Source organism: Sphingobium chungangianum (assembly GCF_977014255.1).
This window is the reverse complement of record NZ_CDRNIV010000006.1, coordinates 1043270-1067023: the sequence shown is the minus strand read 5'-3', so window position 1 is coordinate 1067023 and position 23754 is coordinate 1043270. Positions and strand designations below refer to the sequence as shown.

The 23754-nt window shown below is 62.3% G+C and carries 22 protein-coding genes and 2 pseudogenes; 8 read left to right on the top strand and 16 right to left on the bottom strand.

Features of this window, described 5'->3' with window-relative positions:
• Positions 1–63: 63 nt before the first annotated feature.
• The 6 genes from ileS to gpmA all read right to left on the bottom strand — a co-directional run bounded on the left by ileS (position 64) and on the right by gpmA (position 6924).
• The gene (ileS, locus tag ACWNC0_RS12275; protein WP_449471897.1) at positions 64–2994 is read right to left on the bottom strand and encodes an isoleucine--tRNA ligase; all 2931 of its coding nucleotides are present in this window, start codon (positions 2992–2994) and stop codon (positions 64–66) included.
• 116 nt (positions 2995–3110) lie between these two features.
• Positions 3111–4052, bottom strand: coding sequence for a bifunctional riboflavin kinase/FAD synthetase (locus ACWNC0_RS12270; RefSeq protein WP_449474609.1), 942 nt, complete (start codon positions 4050–4052; stop codon positions 3111–3113).
• Positions 4053–4095: 43 nt separating this feature from the next.
• On the bottom strand, positions 4096–4596 hold the full coding sequence (locus tag ACWNC0_RS12265; protein ID WP_449471896.1) for a dihydrofolate reductase: 501 nt from the start codon (positions 4594–4596) through the stop codon (positions 4096–4098).
• A complete protein-coding gene (locus ACWNC0_RS12260) occupies positions 4593–5663 on the bottom strand; it encodes a 5-(carboxyamino)imidazole ribonucleotide synthase (protein WP_449471895.1) in 1071 nt (356 codons plus the stop codon). Before ACWNC0_RS12260 ends, ACWNC0_RS12265 begins: the two co-directional genes overlap by 4 nt.
• Before the next feature lies 1 nt (position 5664).
• On the bottom strand, positions 5665–6156 hold the full coding sequence (gene purE, locus ACWNC0_RS12255) for a 5-(carboxyamino)imidazole ribonucleotide mutase (protein WP_449471893.1): 492 nt from the start codon (positions 6154–6156) through the stop codon (positions 5665–5667).
• An 81-nt stretch (positions 6157–6237) separates the two neighbouring features.
• Complete coding sequence (gene gpmA, locus ACWNC0_RS12250) at positions 6238–6924, bottom strand: 2,3-diphosphoglycerate-dependent phosphoglycerate mutase (RefSeq protein ID WP_449471892.1); 687 nt, start codon at positions 6922–6924, stop codon at positions 6238–6240.
• A 153-nt stretch (positions 6925–7077) separates the two neighbouring features.
• Between gpmA and sppA the strand changes: the two genes are divergently transcribed.
• A complete protein-coding gene (gene sppA / locus ACWNC0_RS12245; protein ID WP_449471891.1) occupies positions 7078–8961 on the top strand; it encodes a signal peptide peptidase SppA in 1884 nt (627 codons plus the stop codon).
• A 207-nt stretch (positions 8962–9168) separates the two neighbouring features.
• Here the strand turns inward: sppA and ACWNC0_RS12240 are convergent, their stop codons facing one another.
• From ACWNC0_RS12240 to ACWNC0_RS12225, 4 genes are all read right to left on the bottom strand, one after another.
• The gene (locus ACWNC0_RS12240) at positions 9169–9807 is read right to left on the bottom strand and encodes a trimeric intracellular cation channel family protein (RefSeq protein ID WP_449474608.1); all 639 of its coding nucleotides are present in this window, start codon (positions 9805–9807) and stop codon (positions 9169–9171) included.
• A 67-nt stretch (positions 9808–9874) separates the two neighbouring features.
• Positions 9875–10420: a glutathione peroxidase gene (locus tag ACWNC0_RS12235; protein WP_449471890.1), complete on the bottom strand. Its 546-nt coding sequence runs from the start codon at positions 10418–10420 to the stop codon at positions 9875–9877.
• Between the two features lie 40 nt (positions 10421–10460).
• Entirely contained in the window at positions 10461–11186 is a 726-nt protein-coding gene (locus ACWNC0_RS12230) for a VIT1/CCC1 transporter family protein (protein WP_449474607.1), read from the bottom strand.
• A 25-nt stretch (positions 11187–11211) separates the two neighbouring features.
• The gene (locus tag ACWNC0_RS12225) at positions 11212–12993 is read right to left on the bottom strand and encodes an ABC-F family ATP-binding cassette domain-containing protein (protein ID WP_449471889.1); all 1782 of its coding nucleotides are present in this window, start codon (positions 12991–12993) and stop codon (positions 11212–11214) included.
• Positions 12994–13134: 141 nt separating this feature from the next.
• Between ACWNC0_RS12225 and ACWNC0_RS12220 the strand changes: the two are divergent.
• The 5 genes and pseudogenes from ACWNC0_RS12220 (at position 13135) to ACWNC0_RS12200 (ending at position 16771) form a co-directional block, all read left to right on the top strand.
• Positions 13135–13864 (top strand): annotated as a pseudogene (locus ACWNC0_RS12220) (SIMPL domain-containing protein).
• A 45-nt stretch (positions 13865–13909) separates the two neighbouring features.
• Positions 13910–14246 (top strand): annotated as a pseudogene (locus ACWNC0_RS12215) (hypothetical protein).
• Positions 14247–14282: 36 nt separating this feature from the next.
• On the top strand, positions 14283–14948 hold the full coding sequence (locus tag ACWNC0_RS12210; protein ID WP_449471888.1) for a response regulator transcription factor: 666 nt from the start codon (positions 14283–14285) through the stop codon (positions 14946–14948).
• A gap of 159 nt (positions 14949–15107) precedes the next feature.
• Positions 15108–16412: a sensor histidine kinase gene (locus ACWNC0_RS12205; RefSeq protein ID WP_449474606.1), complete on the top strand. Its 1305-nt coding sequence runs from the start codon at positions 15108–15110 to the stop codon at positions 16410–16412.
• Positions 16412–16771 carry a YbaN family protein gene (locus tag ACWNC0_RS12200; protein WP_449471887.1) on the top strand — a complete coding sequence of 120 codons (360 nt, stop codon included), beginning with the start codon at positions 16412–16414 and terminating at the stop codon, positions 16769–16771. Before ACWNC0_RS12205 ends, ACWNC0_RS12200 begins: the two co-directional genes overlap by 1 nt.
• 7 nt (positions 16772–16778) lie before the next feature.
• Here the strand turns inward: ACWNC0_RS12200 and ACWNC0_RS12195 are convergent, their stop codons facing one another.
• Positions 16779–18002, bottom strand: a complete 1224-nt coding sequence (locus tag ACWNC0_RS12195; protein WP_449471886.1) for a polyhydroxyalkanoate depolymerase — start codon at positions 18000–18002, stop codon at positions 16779–16781.
• 123 nt (positions 18003–18125) lie between these two features.
• On the opposite strand from ACWNC0_RS12195, the gene ACWNC0_RS12190 reads away from it, so the two are divergent.
• Positions 18126–18782: a glutathione S-transferase gene (locus tag ACWNC0_RS12190; protein WP_196226388.1), complete on the top strand. Its 657-nt coding sequence runs from the start codon at positions 18126–18128 to the stop codon at positions 18780–18782.
• A 15-nt stretch (positions 18783–18797) separates the two neighbouring features.
• Here ACWNC0_RS12190 and ACWNC0_RS12185 read toward each other — a convergent pair whose 3' ends face one another.
• The 3 genes from ACWNC0_RS12185 to acnA all read right to left on the bottom strand — a co-directional run bounded on the left by ACWNC0_RS12185 (position 18798) and on the right by acnA (position 22631).
• Positions 18798–19499: a glutamine amidotransferase gene (locus tag ACWNC0_RS12185; protein ID WP_449471885.1), complete on the bottom strand. Its 702-nt coding sequence runs from the start codon at positions 19497–19499 to the stop codon at positions 18798–18800.
• Positions 19500–19571: 72 nt separating this feature from the next.
• Positions 19572–19829 carry a CBU_0592 family membrane protein gene (locus tag ACWNC0_RS12180; RefSeq protein WP_449471883.1) on the bottom strand — a complete coding sequence of 86 codons (258 nt, stop codon included), beginning with the start codon at positions 19827–19829 and terminating at the stop codon, positions 19572–19574.
• A gap of 132 nt (positions 19830–19961) precedes the next feature.
• Entirely contained in the window at positions 19962–22631 is a 2670-nt protein-coding gene (gene acnA / locus ACWNC0_RS12175) for an aconitate hydratase AcnA (RefSeq protein WP_449471882.1), read from the bottom strand.
• Between the two features lie 404 nt (positions 22632–23035).
• Between acnA and ACWNC0_RS12170 the strand changes: the two genes are divergently transcribed.
• Positions 23036–23293 carry a hypothetical protein gene (locus ACWNC0_RS12170; protein ID WP_196226548.1) on the top strand — a complete coding sequence of 86 codons (258 nt, stop codon included), beginning with the start codon at positions 23036–23038 and terminating at the stop codon, positions 23291–23293.
• Positions 23294–23319: 26 nt separating this feature from the next.
• Here ACWNC0_RS12170 and ACWNC0_RS12165 read toward each other — a convergent pair whose 3' ends face one another.
• The gene (locus ACWNC0_RS12165) at positions 23320–23523 is read right to left on the bottom strand and encodes a DUF5818 domain-containing protein (protein WP_449471881.1); all 204 of its coding nucleotides are present in this window, start codon (positions 23521–23523) and stop codon (positions 23320–23322) included.
• 4 nt (positions 23524–23527) lie between these two features.
• Entirely contained in the window at positions 23528–23713 is a 186-nt protein-coding gene (locus tag ACWNC0_RS12160; RefSeq protein ID WP_062120434.1) for a DUF1328 domain-containing protein, read from the bottom strand.
• Positions 23714–23754 lie beyond the last annotated feature (41 nt).

Genomic DNA, 23754 nt, shown 5'->3' with positions numbered 1-23754 from the left:
CCTGCCGCCGGACGGTAGGCCGTGGGCTATAGCCGAAGCCTGCGCTCGTAGGACAGCAGGTTTTTAACCCGCCAGCACTTCGTCGCAACGGTCGCAGAGTGCGCGGTCCTCCTCGACTTCCGGCAGCAGACGCCAGCAGCGACCACATTTGTGCCAGTCACTTGGCCTCACTGATATTCCGTCAATTCCCTTCTCGAACGCCACATTGGCGACTATGAAATATTCAGATAGGTTATGTTCCGAAACGTCACGGATGTCGTTCAAAATAGCTGCCAAGTCTGGAATGCTAACATTGGCCTCTAGGCTCGAGCGGATGACCTTTTCGCGGCGGAGGGGTTCGATGGCTTCGTTGACCTGATCGCGCTGGTTGCGGATTTCGGTCCATTTGTCGTTCAGGACTTGGTTGAGCCAAGCCGCGTCAACCTCTGGCCATTCCAGAAAATGCACGCTTTCTTCGTGGTTTGGATAGCGACTTTGCCAAACTTCCTCAGCGGTGAAGGGGATGATCGGCGCGGCGTAGCGGACGAGCGCGTGGAAGAGCGTGTCGAGCACGGTGCGGTAGGCACGGCGCTTGGGATCGGTCTTCGCGTCGCAGTAGAGGCAGTCCTTGCGGATGTCGAAGAAGAAGGCCGATAGGTCGCTGTTAGCGAAGTCGAATAGCGCGCGGGTGTAGCGACTGAACTCCAGCCAGTTTTCGCTTCCGGCAGCTTTTTCGACCACGCCCTTAAGCTCTGCGTCGAGGGCGCCGAGGCGGTGGAGCATATAGCGCTCCAGCTCCGGCATTTCGGTGACGGGCAACCTCTCTTCTTCCGAAAAGTCAGAAAGAGCGCCTAGCAAGTAACGGAAACTATTGCGAAGTTTGCGGTATGCGTCGGACGATCCGGCCAGCACTTCCTTGCCGATGCGGACATCATCGAAATAATCGGTGCTAGCGACCCAGACGCGCAGGATGTCGGAGCCGCTTTCGGCGATGACCTTCAGCGGATCGACGACATTGCCGAGGCTCTTCGACATTTTGCGGCCCTGCCCGTCCAGCGCGAACCCATGAGTAAGGACGGCGTCATAGGGCGCGCGGCCACGGGTGCCGCTGCTTTCGAGCAGCGAGGACTGGAACCAACCACGATGCTGGTCGGACCCTTCGAGGTAGAGATCGGCGCGGACGCCTTCGCCATAGCGGCTTTCGACCACGAAGCTGTGGGTCGAGCCGCTGTCGAACCAGACGTCGAGAATGTCGTTGACCACCTCATAGTCGTTGAGGTCGTAGTCGGGGCCGAGCAACGCCTGATGGTCAGCGCCGAACCAAGCATCCGCGCCGCCAGCCTTGAAGGCATCGACGATGCGCTGATTTACTTCTTTATCAACGAGATACTCGCCGGTCTTGCGGTGGACATAGAGGGCGATAGGCACGCCCCAGGCGCGCTGGCGGCTGATAACCCAGTCGGGGCGGCCTTCGACCATTGAGCGAATGCGGTTGATCGAGCGCTCGGGAACCCAGCGGGTGTTCTCGATCGCGTCGAGCGCCGTACCGCGCAGGGTTGCGCCATTGCCTTGGCGGGCGAGGATGGCTTCCTCCTCGGCGCAGCGCGGGATTACGCCATCGCTGATCGCGCGGTCCATTGGGATGAACCATTGCGGGGTGCAGCGGAAGATGATCTTGGCCTTGGAGCGCCAGCTGTGCGGGTAGCTGTGCTTGAAGTCATCGGACGCGGCGAGCAGGCCGCCCGCTTCGCGCAGATCGGAGCAGATTGGGCCGTCCTTGCTGACGAACTTCGGATTGATGACGCTTCCCTGACCGCCGAGCCAGAGCCAGTCCTCGCGATATTTGCCGTCATTCTCAACAGCAAAGACCGGGTTGATGCCGTTCGCCTTGCAGAGCGCGAAGTCGTCCTCGCCATGGTCGGGCGCCATGTGGACGAGGCCTGTGCCCGCGTCGGTGGTGACGAAATCGCCTGCGAGGAACGGGCGAGGCTTGGCGAAGAAGCCGCCGAGGGCGTGCATCGGGTGGCGAGCGACGGCTCCGGCGAGGTCGGCGCCTCTGCCTGTCCAGATTTCTTCCTCGGCAACTCGCCAACCATCGCTTAGTACCCGGTCGGTGAAGACTGAACGCAGCTCAGAAGCGACGACCACATCGATGGTATTGTCGGGAGTAACTTTGGCAGGCGCGTCGGCAGCGTAAACACCCGCGATGTAATTCCGACTGAGTTGTAGACAAACATACTCAACTTCCGGCCCATACGCCAAAGCCTGATTAACCGGGATCGTCCATGGAGTAGTCGTCCAGATCACCGCATATGCGCCCTCCAGTTCAGGCGCATTGGGAGACTTTTCAATCTCAAACGCCACGTCGATCTGGGTCGAGACGATGTCCTCATATTCGACTTCCGCCTCGGCCAGCGCGGTCTTTTCAACCGGGGACCACATGACGGGTTTGGCGCCGCGATAAAGCTGGCCGCTTTCCGCGAACTTCAGAAGCTCAGACACGATGGTAGCTTCGGCATCGAACTTCATGGTGAGATAGGGATCGTTCCAGTCGCCCATGACGCCAAGGCGCTTGAACTGCTCCCTCTGCACGCCGACCCATTTGTCCGCATAGGCGCGGCACTGGGCGCGGAATTCCTGGGGCGGAACCTCGTCCTTATTCTGCTTCTTCTTGCGATATTCCTCCTCGATCTTCCATTCGATCGGAAGGCCGTGGCAGTCCCAGCCGGGAACATAGGGCGCGTCCTTGCCAAGGAGCGACTGGCTGCGGACGATGATGTCCTTCAGCACCTTGTTCATCGCATGGCCCATATGAATGTCGCCATTGGCATAGGGCGGGCCGTCGTGAAGGATGAAGCGTTCGCGGCCCTTCCGCCGTTCGCGCAGCTTGCCGTACAGGTCCATCTCCTCCCAGCGCGCGAGGATCGCCGGTTCCTTTTGCGCCAGGCCCGCCTTCATGGGGAAGTCGGTTACGGGGAGGAACACGGTGCTTTTATAGTCGGGCTGGTCGGTCATGTGGGGCTATCTACAGACTTCCGTTCGTTTCGAGCGCAGTCGAGAAACGCGGCGCTGCACTATCTGCTTCTCGACTTCGCTCGAAGCGAACGGGGTTGGAAATGAATGGGCGGGCATTAGGCGAGGTGCGGCGTTCTCGCAAGGATTTGCCGCGCGGCGTCGCAGTCCCTGGCGATCTGGGCGGTGAGGGCTTCTAGGCCTTCATATTTCGCTTCGGGCCGGAGGAATTCGATCAACTGCACCTCGATACATTGATCGTAGAGGCTTTCGGAGAAATCGAAGAAGTGCGGCTCCAGCAATTCCTTCGGCGGATCGAAGCTGGGCCGGATGCCGAGATTGGCCGCGCCATCGAGGACACGGCCATCGGGCAGCAGGCCGCGTACCGCATAGATGCCATAGGCCGGGCGGATGTAATGGCCGAGATCGACATTGGCGGTGGGGAAGCCGATCGTGCGGCCGACCTTGTCGCCATGCTGGACCAGCCCTTGCACCGCGAAGGGGCGTGTCAACAGCCGCGTTGCCGTGGCGCAGTCTCCGGCTTTCAGCGCGGTACGGATGCGGCTGGAGGAGACCACCTCCCCGCCTTCGTCCGTGATCGGCGCGACGGCTTCGGCGCTCATGCCCCGCGCGGCGCCGAGGGTGGCAAGCGTGGCGACAGTGCCGGTGCGGCCTTGGCCGAAGGTGAAATCCTGGCCCGTGACGACGCCCGCGACGCCCATGCCGTCTACCAATAGATCAACGAAATCCTGCGGACTCAAGGCGGCGAGTTGACGGGTAAAGGCGAAAACCAGCATCGCGTCGGCTCCGGCGGCGGCGAACAGGCGCTGCCGCTGATCGAGGCTGGTGAGGCGGAACCAGGGGTTTTCCGGCCGGAACAGGCGCATGGGATGCGGGTCGAACGTCGCGACGATGACGGGACGGCCTTCCGCGCGGGCACGCTCCACCGCGCGGCCAACGACAGCCTGATGACCGAGGTGAAATCCGTCAAAATTGCCCAGCGCCATGATGCCCCCGCGCAAATGGGCAGGGATCGGGACGCCGCTTTCCAGCCGCTCCATGGCGCTGGCTATAGGGAGATGGTCGGGCGCTGGCAATGCGACATCATGGCGCAGCGCGGCGGCGGAAAGTGACGAAGCTGTAGGCGGGATAGGCGCCCTCCGCCGGATGATCGGCGCGGGCTGCTTCCTCCCACCGCGTCGTGTCGGGATAAGGGATCACGGCGTCGCCGGGGGCGTCGAAATGCACTTCGGTCAGTTCAATGCGGTCGGCGTGGGGCAGATAGAGCTGATAGACCTCTGCCCCGCCAATCACCATGGCGGCGGGACCGTCGGCGAGGCGAAGGGCGGACGTGACGTCATGCGCGATTTCTGCCCCCTCCCCGATCCAGCCAGTATCGCGGGTTAGGACGATGTGGCGGCGGCCGGGCAGCAGGCCGGGCAGGCTGTCGAAGGTCTTGCGCCCCATGATCATTGGGTGGCCGATGGTCAGCGCCTTGAAATGCTTGAGGTCGGCGGGCAACCGCCAAGGCAGCCCCCCGTCCTTGCCGATCACGCCATTGTCGGCGCGGGCGAGGACAAGGACGACTTCCTGTTTTTGGGTCACAGGGTCAGCCGGGTGACGTGGCCCATCTTGCGACCGGGGCGAGCCTCATGCTTGCCATAGAGGTGCAGATGCGCGGCAGGATCGGACAGGATCGCAGCCCAAGCGTCGGCTTCTTCACCGATGAGGTTGTGCATCTGCACTCGCCGTGCCGCCAGTCTAGTGTCGCCCAGCGGCAGGCCGCAGATGGCGCGGACATGGTTTTCGAACTGGCTGGTGACCGCGCCCTCGATCGTCCAGTGGCCGCTATTGTGGACGCGGGGCGCCATTTCGTTGAAGACGGGACCATCGGCGCTGGCGAAGAATTCGAGGGTCAGGACGCCGACATAACCGAGCGCTTGCGCCACCTGCGCAGCCAGGGCGCGCGCCGCTTCAACTTGTGCCTCTATGCGGGGGCCAGCGGGGGCGGTGGAGGTGGAGAGTATGCCATCGACATGGACGTTGGCGGGCGAGTCCCAGAAGCGGACTTCGCCATCTGCGCCGCGCACGAGGATGACGGAAAACTCCTCCTCGAAAGTCACGAAACCTTCCAGGATCGCGCTTTGCTGGCCGATGGCGTCCCAGGCGGCGGGAGCGTCCGCGGGATCATTGATGCGCGCCTGCCCCTTGCCATCATAGCCCATGCGGTTGGTCTTCAGGATCGCACGGCTGCCGATCGCGGCGATGGCCTGATGGAGATCATCAAGGCTTTCGACCGAAGCGAAGGGCGCGGTGAGGCCGCCGAGATCACGGACGAAATTCTTCTCGGCGAGGCGGTCCTGCGCCACGCGGAGCGCCTGCGCGCCGGGGCGAACGAGGCCGTGGGTGGAGAGGACTTCGACGGCAGAAGGGTCGATATTCTCGAATTCGTAGGTGACGACGTCGACGCTGTCGGCGAAGGCGGCGAGCGCGGCGGCATCCTCATAGGCACCGCGAGTCCAGCAGCGGGACACGTCAGCGGCGGGTCCGCTCTCTTCCGGCGCGTAGATATGCGTGCGGTAGCCAAGCTGCGCGGCGGCGATCGCGATCATCCGGCCGAGCTGGCCGCCGCCAAGGATGCCGATGGTGGAACCGGGCGCGATGGTCGTCATCTTATTCTGGCGTCTCCGCGACATCATCGGTCTGCTTCTCGCGCCACATGTCCAGCCGTTCGGCCAGCGCATCGTCAGTGGTGGCGAGAATCGAGGCGGCGAGCAGCGCCGCATTGATCGCGCCGGGCTTGCCGATGGCAAGGGTGCCGACAGGGATGCCACCGGGCATCTGGACGATGGAAAGCAGGGAATCCATGCCCTTGAGCGCCTTGGATTCCACTGGCACGCCAAGAACTGGAAGGCGGGTCATAGACGCGGTCATACCGGGAAGATGGGCCGCGCCCCCTGCCCCGGCGATGATGACCTTCAGACCACGGGAAACCGCGCCGGTGGCATAGTCATAGAGACGCTGCGGCGTGCGATGAGCGGACACAACCTTGCATTCGTGCGGGACGCCAAGCGCGCTCAGCGTCTCGGCCGCGTGGCGCATGGTTTCCCAATCGGAACGTGATCCCATGATAATGCCGACGGTGGCGGCGCTCTCTCCGGTCATTCGCCTGACTTCCCCTGATGGCGCGGAAAGCAAAGCCCCTTAGCCGGACGACCGGCAAGGGGCAATGCGGGATTTGCGGACTTAACGCTCCGACAGATAATAGCGGTCCTTGGCGGTCAGATCGTCGGCCAGGTCATAGACGATCGGCTGACCGGTCGGGATTTCCAGTTCGGTGATCTCATCGTCCGGAATGCCCGACAGATGCTTCACCAAAGCGCGCAGCGAATTGCCATGAGCCGAGATGAGTACGCGCTTGCCTGCCTTCAGCTCAGGCACGATGCGGCTTTCCCAATAGGGCAGCACGCGGGCGATGGTGTCCTTCAGGGACTCCGTCGAGGGGATGGCGATGCCGTCATAGCGGCGGTCCTTCGACAGGTCGAACTCGCCGCCCGGCTCCAGCACCGGCGGCGGAATGTCGAAGCTGCGGCGCCAGATCTTCACTTGCGCATCGCCATGCTTGGCGGCGGTCTCTGCCTTGTTGAGGCCGGTAAGCCCCCCATAATGACGTTCATTGAGGCGCCAGTCCTTTTCGACCGGCAGCCAGAGGCGGCCCATTTCCTCAAGCGCTAGGTTCAGCGTCTTGATCGCCCGGGTCTGAACCGAGGTGAAGCAGCGGTCGAAGTCTAGGCCCTTGGCCGACATCAGCTTGCCAGCGGCCCGCGCTTCCTCCACGCCCTTTTCCGTCAGGTCCACGTCCCACCAGCCAGTGAAGCGATTTTCCAGGTTCCAGGCCGATTGGCCATGACGGATCAGAACGAGTGTGGGCATGAAACGCTTCTCCTGCACATAAGCGCGAATGTTGGCGCCTCCCATAACGCCGGAAATGACGGGCGCAAGCTTGTGCGCCGGGCGGAGCGTCCCACATTGCAGTCGGCCGGACGATCGGATAGCTCGGGCAAACAAGCATAGGGAAGCGGCAATTTGGCATTTGTGAAGGGCGTCTGGCGCATATTGGTCGCGGTCAAGGACGGGCTGGTTCTGCTGTTCCTGCTCGGCTTCTTCGGCCTGCTTTATGCGGCGCTGTCATGGTCGCCCAAGCCCGCGCGCAGCGTGAGCAGTGGCGCACTGCTGCTGAAGCTGGACGGCACCATTGTCGAGCAACCGGCAGAGGTGGACCCCTTTTCGTTGCTGACATCGTCCGGGCCGCAGACGAAGGAATATCGCCTTTCCGAGATCGTGGACGCGCTGGATGCGGCCAAGACAGATGGCAAGGTCAAGGCGGTTGTGCTGAACCTCGACGGGTTTCTGGGCGGCGGTCAGGTGGCGCTTTCCCGCGTGGGCAAGGCGCTGGATGCCGTCCGTGCAGCGAAGAAGCCGGTCTTCGCCTTTGCCACCATCTACAGTGACGACAGCTATCAACTGGCCGCCCATGCCAGCGAAACATGGGTCGATCCGCTTGGCGGCGTAGCTATCCTAGGGCGCGGCGGCTCTGGCCTGTATTACAAGGGGCTAATCGACAAGCTGGGCGTCAACACGCATGTCTATCGCGTCGGCACCTACAAGAGCTTCGTCGAACCCTTCATTCGCACGGATCAATCGCCCGAAGCCCGGCAAGCCAATCAGGCCCTGGCCAATGCCTTATGGCAAGATTGGCAGGAGGAAGTTGGCAAGGCACGCCCTCGCGCGAAGCTGGCCGCCTATGTCGCGAACCCGGCGGGTGCGGCGGAAGCGGCGCGCGGCAATCTCGCCAAGGCGGCGCAGACTGCCGGACTGGTCGACAAATTGGGCGACGAAGCTGCGTTCGGCAAACGCGTCGCGGAGGTGGCGGGCGAACCTTCCGACGATCGCGTGGGTGATTTTGCCAGCATCGACCTCAGAAGCTATGCGAACGCCCACCGCGCGCCCAATGAGGGCCAGATCGGCGTGATTACCGTGGCGGGCGACATCGTCGATGGAGATGGTGGGCCGGGCAGCGCCGCCGGTGATACGATTTCGGCTCTTCTCTACAAGGCGCTGTCGGAAAAGGACCTGAAGGCGCTGGTCGTCCGGGTCGATTCCCCCGGCGGTTCGGTCATGGCGTCGGAAAAGATCCGGCAGGCCATCATGGAAGCCAAGCGCGAGGGGCTGCCGATCGTTGTGTCGATGGGCAATGTCGCGGCGAGTGGCGGCTATTGGATTTCCACGCCCGCCGACCTGATCTTTGCCGAACCGGACACGATTACCGGCTCCATCGGGGTGTTCGGGATATTGCCGAGCTTTGAAGGGACGTTGGCGAAGCTAGGCATCACGACCGATGGCGTGCGGACCACGCCGCTGTCAGGGCAGCCGGACATTGCGGGGGGCACCACGCCTGAATTCGACCGCATCATGCAGATGGGGATCGAGGATATCTATGGCCGCTTCGTGGGGCTGGTCGCGCAAGCGCGGCGTAAATCGCCCGAGCAGATTGATGCCATCGCCCAGGGCCGCGTGTGGGACGGCGGCACGGCGCGGCAGATCGGGCTGGTCGATCGCTTCGGTGGGCTAGAGGAAGCCGTCGCCGAAGCTGCAAAGCTCGCCAAACTCGATCCTGCCAAGGCGAAGGTTTACCGTATCGAGAAGGAGCCCGACAAGTTCGCCGAACTCATCAAATCGATGTCAGAACGTGACGATGAGGATGTGGATGCTCCCCGCGACATGTTGAGCAGGCAGGCGATGATCCAGCGGCGTTGGGCCATGCAGGCTGTCGCGGATATGCGTGGCCTGATCAGTGGCGCGGGTGTGCGGACGGACTGCCTGGAATGCCGTGGCTATGGCGCGCCCCGGCGGGTGAGTGCCGCCGATGAGCGGGGGCTGATGGGGATGCTTGCCAGCCTCTGGCGGTGATTGCAGTGGCCGACGAGCGGTTCGGCTAACCAATTCGCCTTAATCCTCCCTGCGCCGAAGGCGTGGGGAGGGGGACCATGCAAAGCATGGTGGAGGGGAATGTCCGAGGCTTGCGCATTTCCCCTCCACCGCCTCCGGCGGTCCCCCTCCCCATGCAAACATGGGGAGGATTACGGAGGTCCGCGCCCCACCCTTTCTCCTGTCGCTTTACCGCTCGCCTCGATATGTCGGCAGGCCAATGCTTCGCCAGATCGCGAAGGCGCGCAAGAGGAAGCCTAGCAGCGCCGCGACGACGCCCGCTACCGGCACGTCCAGCCCCCACCAGCGCAGCATGACGAACAAGCCGGAAGCGAGGGCCGCTGCCGTCACATACAGTTCGGGCCGCAACAATATGGACGGCTCATGGGCGAGGAGATCGCGCAAGATGCCGCCGACGCAGCCGGTGACCACGCCCATCAGAGCGGCAACGAAGGGCGGAATGCCGTAGCTCATCGCCTTGGCGGCTCCGAACACGGCAAAGGAGACGAGGCCGATGGCGTCGAGCCAATCGAGCGCGCGATCGCTCCACAAGCGGCGCGGCGTGAACCAGATCAGGAGTGCCGCGACCATGCATGTGATTGCCGGAACCGGATCATGCACCCAGAAAACCGGTGCGCCGATCAACAGGTCGCGAAGGGTGCCGCCCCCTACCCCGGTCACCAGCGCGAAAAACGCAAAGGTAACTAGCGTCTGCCCCAGCCGGGCCGCCGCCAGCGCCCCAGACGCCGCAAACACGAAAATCCCCACGATGCTGAGCGTTTCCAGCACCGGGCCGATCTGTTGAAAGGCGGTGGCGGGCGAAAGCATGAGGCGACCAGCACGGCGAGACATCGGAACCGGCGCCGTGAACGGCGCCGATCCCCATGTCCGTCCCTTATTTCGCCAGTTCAGCCTCAATCGCCGACACCAACGCCGGATCATCAGGCGTGGTGCCGGGTGCGAAGCGCGCCGCGACCGAACCGTCCTTGGCGATCAGGAATTTTTCGAAATTCCAGAGCACTTCGGGCTCTTCGGTCGGCGTCATGCCATAGCCGCGAAGCTTTTCGCGAAATTCATCGCCCTCACCCGCAGCTTTGGGCTGCTCGCTGGTCAGGGCGGCGTAGAGCGGATGCTTTTCCGGGCCGGTCACGACGATCTTTTCGAACATCGGGAAATCGACACCGAAAATGGTGGTGCAGAATTCCGCGATCTCGTCATTGCTTCCCGGTTCCTGGCCGGCAAAGTCATTGGCGGGGAAGCCGGCGACCACCAGCCCCTTGTCCTTGTAATCGCGGTAGAGCTTTTCCAACCCTTCATACTGCGGGGTCAGGCCGCATTTGGAGGCGACATTGACCGCCAGCACGACCTTCCCCGCATAATTGGCAAGGCTGGCATCGGCGCCGTTGATTGTCTTGAGCGGAATTTGCTGGATCGCAGTCATGATCTTCTCCTTGGGAATCCGGATGGCGCGGACCTTGCCATCATATCGCCGCGCCGAAAAGCCTGCCTGCACCTGCCGTGATCGCCATTGCGAGTACGCCCCAGAACAGCACTCGACCGACCGACCGGCCTAACTTGCCTCCACCCAGCCGCGCGCCTGCATAGCCCAGCAGGGCAAGACAGATTAGCGAGGTTACGACGACGCTCGCCAGCGCATGGGGCGCCGGGCTGACCGCCGCCGCGATGACCGGAGCGATCGCTCCGACGGAAAAGGTCGCTGCCGAAGTCAGTGCCGCCTGAACCGGCCGCGCCGTGCTGATATCCGAAATGCCGAGTTCATCGCGAGCGTGGGCGGCAAGCGCGTCGGCGTCCATCAATTGTCGCGCGACCTCTCCAGCCAGTTCGGGGGTGAGGCCGCGCTCTACGTAGATGCCGCGCAGCTCCTGCCATTCCACATCCGGCTGCTGAGCTATCGCATGTTTTTCCTTGGCGAGATCGGCCCGTTCCGTGTCCGATTGCGCGCTGACCGACACATATTCTCCCGCCGCCATCGACATGGCGCCAGCAAACAGGGCCGCTATGCCGGACAGCAGAATGGTTTCGCGCGACGCGCCCGACGCGGCGATACCCGCAAGCAGACTGGCGGTCGATACGATGCCGTCATTCGCGCCGAGAACAGCCGCGCGCAGCCAGCCGACGCGATTGACATAATGAACGGCATGATGCGAGCGCGCCTGGTCAAGAGCGCCTGAAGCTGATCCGTCCATCGCCGCCATTCCTATTCCCCTTCGTTCAGCCGCTCAGTCCCTCGGCCTTTTCCGCGAGTTCCAGCCAGCGTTCCTCGGCCGAATCCTTGTCGGCGCGCGCCTGTTCAATTGCCTTCGTCAGCGCCGCGAACCGCTTGGGGTCGCGAGTGTAGAGCGATGGGTCGGCCAATGCCTCCTCATCGCGAACAATGTCCTGTTCCAGCTTTTCGATGGTTTTGGGCAGCAAGTCGAGATCCCGCTGATCCTTGTAGCTAAGCTTGGTCGACGCGGATTTTGGCGGGGGCGGAGCGGCGGCGGCCTTCTTCTCCGTCCGGGGCGCATTCCTGGGCTGACGCTTGGCGACCCAGTCCGCATAGCCGCCGACGATCACATCGACTTGCCCCGAACCATCCAGACCAAGCGTCACCGTCACCGTGCGATCCAGAAAGTCGCGGTCATGGCTGACGATCAGCACTGTGCCGTCATAGTCGGCGATCACTTCCTGCAACAGGTCGAGCGTTTCGAGGTCGAGGTCGTTGGTCGGCTCATCGAGCACCAGCAGGTTCGATTCGCGGGCGAACTCACGGGCAAAGAGCAGGCGTGAACGCTCACCGCCAGACAGCGTTCCCACCCGCGCCTCGGCCAGCGAGGGGTCGAAGAGAAATTCCTTGAGATAACCGTGAACATGCTTTCGCACGCCCCGCACATCGATCCAGTCGCCGCCCTCCGCCAGCACGTCGCGGACACGCTTATCGGGCTGCATCAGGCTGCGCTGCTGGTCGATGAAGATCATGTCGAGCGACTTGGCCTGTTTGACGACGCCGCTATCAGGCGCGAGTTCGCCGGTCAGGAGCTTCAGCAATGTCGTCTTGCCCGCACCATTACCGCCGACGATGCCGATCCGGTCGCCGCGCTGGATGCGTAGGGAGAAGTCATTGATGATCGTGCGGTCGCCGAAGCTTTTCGTCGCATGTTCAGCGGTGATGACGCTCTTGGTCTTGCTGTCGTCGGCAGCGACGGCGATCTTCGCGACGCCTTGGGGGCCGACCATGGCCGCACGCTGCGCCCGCATTTCCCAAAGCTTGGCGAGACGCCCCTGATTACGCTTGCGGCGCGCGGTTACGCCGCGTTCCAGCCAGTGCGCCTCGATCTTTAGCTTGGCGTCGAGCTTCTCGGCGGCACGGGCCTCCTCAGCATAGACGGCCTCCATCCAATCCTCAAAACCGCCAAAGCCGATCTCGTTGCGGCGGATCGACCCGCGATCGAGCCACAGGGTCTGGCGTGTCAGACGGGTGAGGAAAGCGCGATCATGGCTGATGACGATGAATGCACCGGAATAACGGGCAAGCCAGCCCTCCAGCCAGTCGATGGCGTCGATGTCGAGATGGTTGGTCGGTTCGTCCAGCAGCAACAGGTCCGGCTCGCTCGCCAGCGCGCGGGCAATGGCTGCGCGGCGGCGCTCACCGCCGCTGGCGGTCGCGGCCTCGCGCGACAGGTCGATGCCAAGCTGGCTGGCGATCGCCTCCACCTCATGCGCGGGGGGTGCATATTCGCCCGCCAGCGCGAAATCATGCAGGGTGGCGAAGCTGCTGACGTCGGGGTCCTGCTCCAGCATGATGACGCGCGCGCCCGGACGAACCGATCGCGTGCCTTCGTCAGGCTCGATCTGCGCCGCGATCAGCTTCAGCAGCGTGGTCTTGCCCGCGCCATTGCGGCCGATCAGCGCCAGCCGGTCACGATCGCCGACAAAAATGTCGAGATGACGGAAAAGCCAATGGCTTCCTTGGCTGAGACCAAGATTTTCGAAGGAGAATATAGGGGCGGCCATGGCCGTGCAGCTAAGGCTTCCGGCGCGCCGGGGCAAGAGTGCGTGGAACCGGATGCTGTCTGACGGCTTTCAACGCCTGTCAGCGTCCATTCATCGCAGCCGTTACAAACGGGCTGCATCGCTTTTCAAGGAGATACGCTCATGAAGTCCGCCCTCGCCCTGCTGGCAGCCGCCGCTGTGTCGGTCCCCGCCATGGCCATCGCGCAAACCAGCGTGACGATCGCCGAGACCGCTCCTGTGGTAACGCTGAATGTTACCGAGACGGTCGAGGCGGCGCCGGATCAGGTCGTGGTCGGCACGGGTGTTCAGAACTCGCGCGCCCACAGCCGCGCAGGCTATGCGCGAGAACGCGGTGAAGATGGACCGGCTGATCGCCACCCTTGCCAAGGCCGGGATTCCGAAGAAGGACATCCAGACGAGCGGCATTAATCTCAGCGCCCAATATGACTATAGCAATCAGAACGGACAGCCTGCCGGACCTCGTTTCATTGGTTATGAAGCGTCGAACCAGCTGACGATCAAGCTGCGCGACATCAAGAAGACGGGGCAACTGCTCGACACTTTGGTCGAGGCGGGCGCGACCAACGTCAACGGCCCGTCTTTCTCCATCGAAGACCCGACCCCGATGCTGGTCCAGGCGCGCGGGGCTGCGTTGAAGAGCGCCAAGGCGCAGGCGGATTTCTATGCGCAGGCGGCGGGCTATCGTACCGCGCGGCTCGTCTCCATCGCGGAGAGCAACAGCGGCGGCCGTCCGCCGATGCCGATGATGACAGCACGCTTCAAGGCGGACGCGGCGGAAGCTACGCCGGTCGAACCGGGCCAGGTTGGATCGTCCGTGACGCTGACCGTCCAATATGCGCTGGAACGCTAACCTGCACCTGTCACCGCGCTGACGCCACCATTCACCACCTGTTCAATGCTTGTCGCCTATGGCATGCCACATGACGATGAAGCTTAGCAGCCTGATTGCGGGTATGGCCGCCATCGCCGCGATGGTGGCCGTGCCCTCCTCCGCTGAGGCCGGTCAGCGTGGCGAGCAGGACGCTGCGCGCCGGGCTATGCTGGACGGGCAGACCATGCCATTTTCCCTCATCAAGCGGCGCGTAGATGCCGCCATGGGCGGGGCGACCTACCTCGGCGCGGAATTCAATCCATCCTCCAACCGCTATCGCCTGAAATATGTGAAGGACGGCAAAGTGGTTTGGGTTGATGCGGACGGGCGCACAGGCGATATAACCGGCTGGGCGCACTGACGCGCCAATGGGCAAAATACACAGAAACGGAGCCATATGCGTCTGCTGATCGTCGAAGATGAACCAAGCCTTGGGCAACAGCTCCGCAACACGTTGGAGGGCGCAGGCTATGCCGTCGACCTTGCGACCGATGGCGAGGATGGACACTTCCTGGGCACGACGGAAAGCTATGATGCCGTGGTCCTCGACCTTGGCCTGCCCACGATTGACGGGCTGACTGTGCTGGACCGCTGGCGCAAGGAGGGGCGAAGCTTCCCGGTGCTGGTGCTGACCGCGCGGGACAGCTGGTCGGACAAGGTCGCAGGGCTGGACGCTGGCGCGGACGATTACCTGGCCAAGCCGTTCCAAAGTGAGGAGCTGATCGCGCGGTTGCGCGCGCTCATCCGCCGCGCTTCGGGCAATGCATCGAGCGAACTGATCGCGGGCGACGTCCGGCTGGACACGCGCTCGGGCAAGGTCACGCTGAAGGGCGAGCCGGTAAAACTGACTGCGCAGGAATATAAGCTGCTGTCCTACCTTCTCCACCATAAGGGCAAGGTGGTGAGCCGCACCGAGTTGATCGAGCATATCTACGATCAGGATTTCGACCGCGATTCCAACACGATCGAAGTGTTCGTTACCCGCATCCGCAAGAAGCTGGGCGCGGACGTCATCACGACGATACGAGGTCTTGGCTACAGCCTGGACGAGCCCGCCCGCTAAGGTCTCAAATTCTGCCTCGGGCTGGTTCCGCCAAAGCCCCCTTTTCTGCCGGGACGATCTTCGGCAAGCCCGGGCGAACGGAGTGGGCAACAGACAGCTGTAATGACCAGTCCAGCCACCCCTCCCACGGTCCATTCGACCGGGTCGCTCAGTCGGCGCATGATCGGCATCGCGGCGCTGTGGATCAGCATCCTGCTGCTGGGTGGCGGATTGGCGCTCGACCGTGTCCTGTCGCAGGCGATCACACGCAATTTCGACGACGGGCTCAACTATGTGCTGACGGCGATGATCGCTTCGGCCGAAATCGGGCCGGATGGCGAAGTTCTGTTCAACCGTCCGCTTGCCGATCAGCGCTTTCTGGAACCCAATAGCGGCCTCTATTACCAGATCAGCGCCAAGGGGCATGAGGATTGGCGATCGCGATCGCTATGGGATCGGGCGCTAAGGGTGCTGCCCGAGCATGATGACCGCAGCTTCCACGCTTATGACAGCAAGCAGTTTCCGGGCGAAGACTTGCGGATCATGGAGCGGACCATCGTTCTGCCGGGTTCGAATACGCGCTGGATGTTCATGGTCGCGGCCGCGCGTGCCGGGCTGGACGACCAGATCACGACATTGCGATCCACGCTGACCCAGAGTTTTGCCCTTCTCGCGCTCGGCCTGATCGTACTGACCACGCTTCAGACGCTTTACGGACTGAGGCCGCTGCGCCGGGTGCGCAAGGAAATCGTCAGGATGCGGGCGGGCGAAAAGAGCCGCGTCACCGAACCGATGCCGTCCGAGGTGCTACCCATGGTCGAGGAACTGAACGCCCTTCTCGCTCATAATGAGCGGCAGGCGGAAGAGGCCCGAACCCATGCGGGCAATCTTGCCCACGCGCTGAAGACGCCGCTGACCGTCATCATGAACGCCGCGACCGCGCAATCGGCGGACCTTGGGGAAACCGTCATTCGGGAAGCGACGACGATGCGCAGGCAGGTCGATCACCATCTGGCGCGCGCCCGCGCGGTCGGGCGGCGCGGCGCGGCGCAAAGCCGGGCGGAAGTATGGACAAGCCTGCAAGCGGTCGAGCGCGCCGTCCAGCGCCTCTATCCCGAAGCGCGGATCGACATGGATGGCGACAAGGAGGTTGCCGTCAGGGTGGAGCGTCAGGACCTGGACGAGATGCTGGGCAACCTTATCGAAAACGCGGCAAAATATGGTGGCGGCAGCGTGTTCGCCACGGTTGGCCGCGCCGGAACCATGGTCGAGATATTGGTCGAGGATGACGGCCTGGGTATCCCGCAGGAGGAACGGACCCGCATCTTCGACCGTGGCGTCCGGCTGGATTCCGGTAAGCCCGGCACCGGCCTTGGCCTGGCCATCGTGCGCGACGTCGCGGAAATCTATGGTGGGTCGGTGGCGATGGAGGAAAGTGAAGATCTGGGCGGGCTGATGGTACGGCTGCGACTGCCCGCCGCCTGATGAGGCGGGTGCTTTATCTTGCGGCGGGATTTATGTCGCTGGGCCTTGGCGCGCTGGGCATTGTTCTTCCCCTCCTGCCCACGGTGCCCTTCATGATATTGGCGGCATTCTGCTTCGCCCGGTCAAGCCCGGCGCTGGAGGCTAGGCTACTCGATCATCGGCATTTCGGGCCGCATATTCGCCGTTGGCGCGACAAGGGTGCGATCAGCCGCCGGGGAAAGCAGGCGGCGCTTGCGGCTTTCATGTTCAGCGCAGTGCTGGCGCTGTTCCTGGTGCCTTTCCCTTGGTTCATGATCCCTGTGGCGGCCGCACTAATTGGCGGAACATGGATATGGTCGCGACCGGAGGGCGGCGCTTAATCCTAGTTCAGTTCATCGCCAGGATCATGTTGCGGACCTGCGGGAAAACTTCCTTCTCCCACTTACTACCGGAAAACACGCCATAATGACCGGCGCCGATTTGCAGGTGATGGCGTTTCAGGTGAGGCCGCAATCCCGTGCAAAGCGCGTGCGCCGCCGCCGTTTGCCCGACCGCGCAGATATCGTCCTTCTCTCCCTCGACCGTCAGCAGCGCCGTCTTGCGAATGGCACCCGGATTGACGAGTCGACCGCGGTGCTTGAGTTCGCCCTTCGCGAGAAGAGTCCGCTGAAACACGCGCTCAACCGTCTCCAAGTAAAATTCGGCAGTCATGTCCAGAACCGCGAAATATTCCTGATAGAAATCCTTGATCTTCTCCGCCTCTTCTTCCTTCCCATCCGCCAGCAACTGATAAAGCTCGCGATGTTGGGCACCGTGGCGTTCCAGGTTCATCGACAGGAAAGCGGACAGTTGCAGGAAGCCTGGATAGACCCGCCGCCCGGCACCGCGATAACGCATCGGGACGGAAGTGATGAGTTGCCGTTCGAACCACTCGATCGGCCGCTCATTGGACAATTCATTGACGACGGTCGGCGCCGCACGCGGGTCGATGGGGCCGCCCATCAGCGTCATGGATCGTGGTGTCGCGGCATCGCCATCTTCGGCCATCAGCGCGACAGCGGCAAAGGCCGGTACGCAGGGCTGGCAAACGGACAGCATGTGCGCGCCGGGGCCAAGCTCCTGCATGAAGGTGATGACATAATCGACATAATCGTCAAAACCGAAGCACCCTGCCGACAAGGGAACATCGCGCGCATTCTTCCAATCGGTGATGTAGACGTCATGGTCGCGCAGCAGGGTCCGCACGGTGCTGCGCAGCAGGGTCGAGAAATGGCCGGACATCGGCGCCACAAGCAGCACGCGGGGCTGTTCCGTTTCGACATCGTCCTTCGCAAAGTGAAGCAGGTTGCCGAAGGGCAGGTCAAGGACCACTTCTTCCCGCACCGCAACAAGGGCGTTGCCGCTGCGGACTTCGTTGACCCCATAGGCGCGACGCTTGTGCGTGAGCCGGGCACCTTGGAATACGTCCATTAGCGCGAACATGCGGCGCGGCATGGGCCAATCAGCCACCGGACCCATCTTGTCGCGGAGATTCAGGGCCAGTTCGGCGCCGAAGCGCGCGGGAGCCAGCATGTCTTCCAGAGCCTGATAGCCACTATACAGCATCGTCATAATATGAACGGCGCCCCAAAATGTTCCCCCGGCCGATTCGGCCGCCGTCGTTCGTTATACTGATTTTTCCGTATTGCGCTGCATCATGTTTGATGGAAAACTATAAACATCGGGAGGATCGTCATGGCCGTTGCGGAATTGACCATATCGAGCAAGATCTATTCCTCTTGGTCGCTGCGGGGCTGGCTGCTGTGCCGCCTCGCCGGACTACGCGTCACCGAGAAGATGGTGGCGCTGGAAAATCTGGAAAACCGCGCTGAGCTTTTGCTGCTGACGCCTTCCGTGCTGGTGCCGCGCCTCACCCATGAAGGCGCGAGCGTTTGGGACACGCTGGCCATCGCAGAATATCTGCATGAACTATATCCGAACGCAGGCATGTACCCCAAGGATCGCATCGCGCGCGCCCATTGCCGTTCCATATCGGGTGAAATCCATTCCGGTTTCGCCAACCTGAGATCTGCCCTGCCGATGAACCTGAAAGTCCGGCACAAGAAGTTCCCGATCTTTTCAGGGGCCAAGCCGGATATTGAGCGGGTCGAGGCGATCTGGACCGAATGCCTGGGATCCTACGGCGGCCCTTGGCTGTTCGGCGACAGCCCCACCGTGGCGGACGCCATGTTTGCGCCCGTCGTACAGCGGTTTCTGACTTATGCCGTGGCGTTGCAAGGCCCCGCAGCCGCCTATTGTGACACGGTCAACAGTTGGGACCTTATGCGCGAGTGGATCGACGATGCCCGGAAAGAGCCGGATGAGGTCGAGGAACTGGACGTCGAATTCTAAATTCCGGCCAGCCCATCAAGCGCTTAACATCGCCAGCCAATCGCCGATCATCGCACGGCCTGCCGCCACCGCTCCCGGCCCATGTTCATCATGGTCACGCCGCAGGGCCACGCCGCACTGTTTGGCGATGTCCAGATCGGCCCAGAAATGGGTCAACCAATCCTCGAAGCGCGGGTCCTCGCCCATCTCGGCATGGAATTGCAGCGCCAGCAGATTACGGCCCCGGCGGAATGCCTGATGCGCGTACGCATCGGTTGAGGCCAGCAGTTCGACGCCGCGCGGCAGCTCAAACGTATCGCTATGCCAGTGCAGCACTGGCACGTCCTGAATATGCCGCAAAGGCGAATCCGCGCCCGCGCCGTTCAGCGTGACAGGTGCGAAGCCGAGTTCCATCGCCTCACCGGGATAGACGCGCGCGCCGAGCGCCGCCGCAATCATCTGGCTGCCCAAACATACGCCAAGCGTTGGCAGGTCCTGCTCCAGCCGTGCGGCGAGCTTGTCGATCTGCACCGGAATCCAGGGATGAATGTCATGCTCATAAACGCCCATTGGGCCGCCCATCATGATCAGCAGATCGGGCGTACACAAATCCACATGGGCGAATTCGGGGCTGGCGACATCGATCCGTTCGATCTCATAGCCAGCCGCCTCGATCGGCTGGAGAAACCCGGCCGCTCCCTCTCGCGGCACATGACGGACGATCAGTGCTTTTTTCATTGCTGAGCGCATGCCTAATCGATCGAACGCGCGCCCGCCACCCCAGCCTTTCTTGAGGAGGCGATAACCCTCCTATCGGCCATCCGCCGTCTTGCCGCGCCAAATCCGCCACAGGGCCGTGAAACCGATAGCGCTCCAGACGATGTTGAGCACCATGGAAGGGATGGCGCCATGCCACCAGGTGTTGAGCACGAAGAAGGCTGCGCCGAGCGCGTTCATCGACTGAAAAACCGCTGAACTACCCGACAATCGCCCGGCCGAAACGAGGATATAGGCGCCCAGAACCAGAAGCGCGCCGAGCCAGCCGACGAGTTCGATGAAAATTGTCATGCCGACCCATTATCAGCGACTTGGGCAAGGCGTGAATAGTTTTCGCGGTGGCGGAGAGGCCACAGAGATGCCCGTAAAAAAGGCTCCCTCCTTCGGAGAGAGCCTTCTTCTTTAGCAATTATCCTTGGCTGATCAGGCAGCCAGCTTGCGCAGGACGTACTGGAGGATGCCGCCGTTCATGAAATATTCCAGCTCATTGACGGTATCGATCCGGCAGAGCGCGGTGAAGGTGAAGGTCGAGCCGTCGGCGCGCTTCACGATCACGTCCACATCCTGACGCGGCTTCAGGCCAGCGACATTCTGGATCGTGAAGGTTTCATCGCCGGTGAAGCCGAACGTGTCCTTGCTCTCGCCATTCTTGAACTGGAGCGGCAGCACGCCCATGCCGACGAGGTTCGAACGGTGGATACGCTCGAAGCTTTCGACGATCACGGCGCGGACGCCGAGCAGGTTGGTGCCCTTCGCGGCCCAGTCGCGCGACGATCCGGTGCCATATTCCTTGCCACCGATGACGACCAACGAAGTGCCGTCAGCCTTGTGCTTCATCGCCGCGTCGTAGATCGGCATGACTTCGCCTTCATAACGGGTCATGCCGCCTTCAACGCCGTCCAGCATCAGGTTCTTGATCCGGATGTTGGCGAAGGTGCCGCGCATCATCACTTCATGATGGCCGCGACGCGCGCCGTAGCTGTTGTAATCCGCCTGCGCGACCTGATGCTCGCTCAGCCACTTGCCAGCGGGCGAGGTCGCCTTGATCGAACCGGCCGGCGAGATGTGGTCGGTGGTGATCGAGTCGCCGAAAATCGCCAGCGGCTTGGCCTCGACAATGTCGGTGACCGGCGCCGGGGTCATGCTCAGCCCTTCGAAATAGGGCGGGTTGGCGACATAAGTAGAACCGGCCTGCCAGCTATACGTGGCCGAACCCGTGACGTCGATCGCCTGCCAGTGCGCATCGCCCTTGTAGACGTCGGCATAGCGCGCCTGGAACATCGGGCGGTCCATGCAGCCCGCCATGGTGGTGGCGACTTCGTCATTGGTCGGCCAGATGTCCTTCAGATATACATCCTGACCGTCCTTGCCCTGACCGATCGGCGTGGTGATGAAGTCCTCGATCACCGTGCCCTTGAGCGCATAAGCGACGACCAGCGGCGGCGAGGCGAGGAAGTTGGCGCGAACGTCCGGCGACACGCGGCCTTCAAAGTTGCGGTTGCCGGAGATCACGGCTGCGGCGACGAGGCCGTTGTCGTTGATCGCCTTGCTGATCGGCTCAGCCAGCGGGCCGGAGTTGCCGATGCAGGTGGTGCAGCCATAGCCGACGAGGTTGAAGCCGACAGCGTCGAGGTGCTCCTGAAGGCCAGCCTTAGCGAAATAATCGGTAACCACTTGGCTACCGGGTGCAAGCGATGTCTTGACCCAAGGCTTGGGCTTCAGGCCCAGTTCGTTCGCCTTCTTGGCCACCAGACCAGCGGCGACCATCACGCCGGGGTTCGACGTGTTGGTGCAGCTCGTGATCGCGGCGATGGTAACGTCGCCGTCACCAATGTCGAAATCCTTGCCTTCAACCGGAACCCGCTGCTGCGCCTTCTTGTAGACGTTCGCCAGGTCGGCGTTGAACACATCATCAACTTCGGGCAGCGAAACGCGGTCCTGCGGACGCTTCGGACCGGCGAGGCTGGGGACCACGGTGGCGAGGTCCAGTTCCAGCGTGTCGGTGAAGACCGGCTCGACGGCGGGGTCGATCCAGAATCCCTGCTCCTTGGCATAGGCTTCGACCAGCGCGATATTCTCTTCGGTACGGCCGGTCAGGCGCATGTAATCCAGCGTCTTGTCGTCAATGCCGAAGAAGCCGCAGGTTGCGCCATATTCCGGTGCCATGTTGGCAAGCGTCGCGCGGTCGGCCAGCGACAGCGAGGCAAGGCCGGGACCGAAATATTCAACAAAGCGGCCGACGACGCCCTTCTGGCGCAGCATGGCCGTGCAGGTCAGCACGAGGTCGGTGGCGGTCACGCCTTCCTTGAGTTCGCCGGTCAGCTTGAAGCCGACGACTTCGGGGATGAGCATGGAGACGGGCTGACCCAGCATCGCGGCTTCCGCCTCGATGCCGCCAACGCCCCAGCCCAGAACGCCCAGGCCGTTGATCATCGTGGTGTGGCTGTCAGTGCCGACGCAGGTGTCGGGATAGGCGACGGTAACGCCATCGGGGCCTTCGCTCGACCACACGGCCTGCGCGATATTTTCCAGGTTCACCTGATGGCAGATGCCGGTGCCCGGGGGGACGGCGTAGAAGTTGGCAAGGCTCTTGCTGCCCCACTTCAGGAAGTCATAGCGCTCCAGATTGCGCTGATATTCGATTTCCACATTCTTCTCGAACGCCTTGGGCGTGCCGAATTCGTCGACCATGACGGAGTGGTCGATGACGAGGTGGACGGGAACCTGCGGGTTGATCTTGCTGGCGTCGGCGCCCAGCGCGGTCATCGCGTCGCGCATCGCCGCGAGGTCGACGACGCAGGGAACGCCGGTGAAGTCCTGCATCAGCACGCGCGCGGGGCGATACTGGATCTCGCGCTCCGCCTTGCCCTTGTCATTCTGCCAATCGACGATCGCCTTGATGTCGTCGGTGGTGACGGTCACGCCATCTTCGAAACGGAGCAGGTTTTCCAGCAGCACCTTCATCGAGAAAGGCAGGCGCGAAACGTCGCCCAGCTTCGCAGCAGCCTTCTTCAGCGAATAATAGGCAATGTCCTTGCCGCCGACCTTCAAAGTGTCGCGCGTGCCGAGAGTGTCCTGTCCGATGGCGGTCATGAGTCGTGCGTCTCCTCGCAATGCCCGGCCAAGGGGCTAGGAGGATAACGACATTCCGCCGGGAGCCTGACCCGCACATCGGATGACGGGGGGCAAGATGGCGGGATGCGCCCCAACCGATGGCCGAAGCGGGTATGTCCCTTGATGGCCGCCGCCATAGCGACTGCCGTCGCCAAGTCAATGCGAAGGCGCGAAATGGGACGTTCTGCAAATCTTTATTGTAGACGGCATCCGTGCACGCGGGATACATTGAGGTGTAATCGCGTTCTGGCAGATGGAGCGGGTTACCAGGAAATAAAGCGGGTCGCGCGCTCTGACTTAAGTCGTTGTATCGCAGTGTTTTGAAATATCGACGATATTCTTCGCTGGATGACCGATAAAATATGCCTGAGGAGGAAGAGACGATGCGCCCAGTTTCCAACCTCGTGACCGGCAAGTCATTTGACCCGGCCCTAAGGGGATACATCATCCATTATCATGTCGGGGAAGCCAATCACTGCCCCAGCTGTGGCCGAAGCCAATGGATGGTAGGCCGCCTGATGGCCGAATGCGCCTATTGCGAAACCGCACTCCCGCTGGAAAACAACCGCGGCGTGGGTGCTTGCGCACGTTTCGTGCAGACTCACACGACCGTTCCGCCGGGCGATCCCCTGACAGCCTGAACCGTGATCGCTGCCAACGGACTAATTCAAATGGCAGCGACGCCCTCCACCTCCACGGTTTCATCGCCTGCATAATAGCCCTGCACGCGAACGCGCTTTTCCACATGGTCTACAGGAACGCGCAGCAGAATCAGGCGGAAAGTCCCGCCCAGATCGCGCTGGAGCAGGAAACCAGCCTCGTCACGCCTCAGCCTACCGGTTTCGTCAACTCCAGCGCCAATCTCGATCATGCACTCAATCTATGGCGTTCTTGATCCCTTTTCCAGCCAGCAGACCGAGGACCAGGAAGATCACGAACAGCGCGATCGCCAGGAAGAAGAGAATCTTTGCAATGCCGACAAAGGTGCCAGCTGCGCCGCCAAAGCCAAGAATGGCCAGCACCGCAGCGATCACCAGCGAAATGATGGCAAGACGGATCATGATGTAATCCTTCGCTATAAAATAGATATTGTCTGAACCGA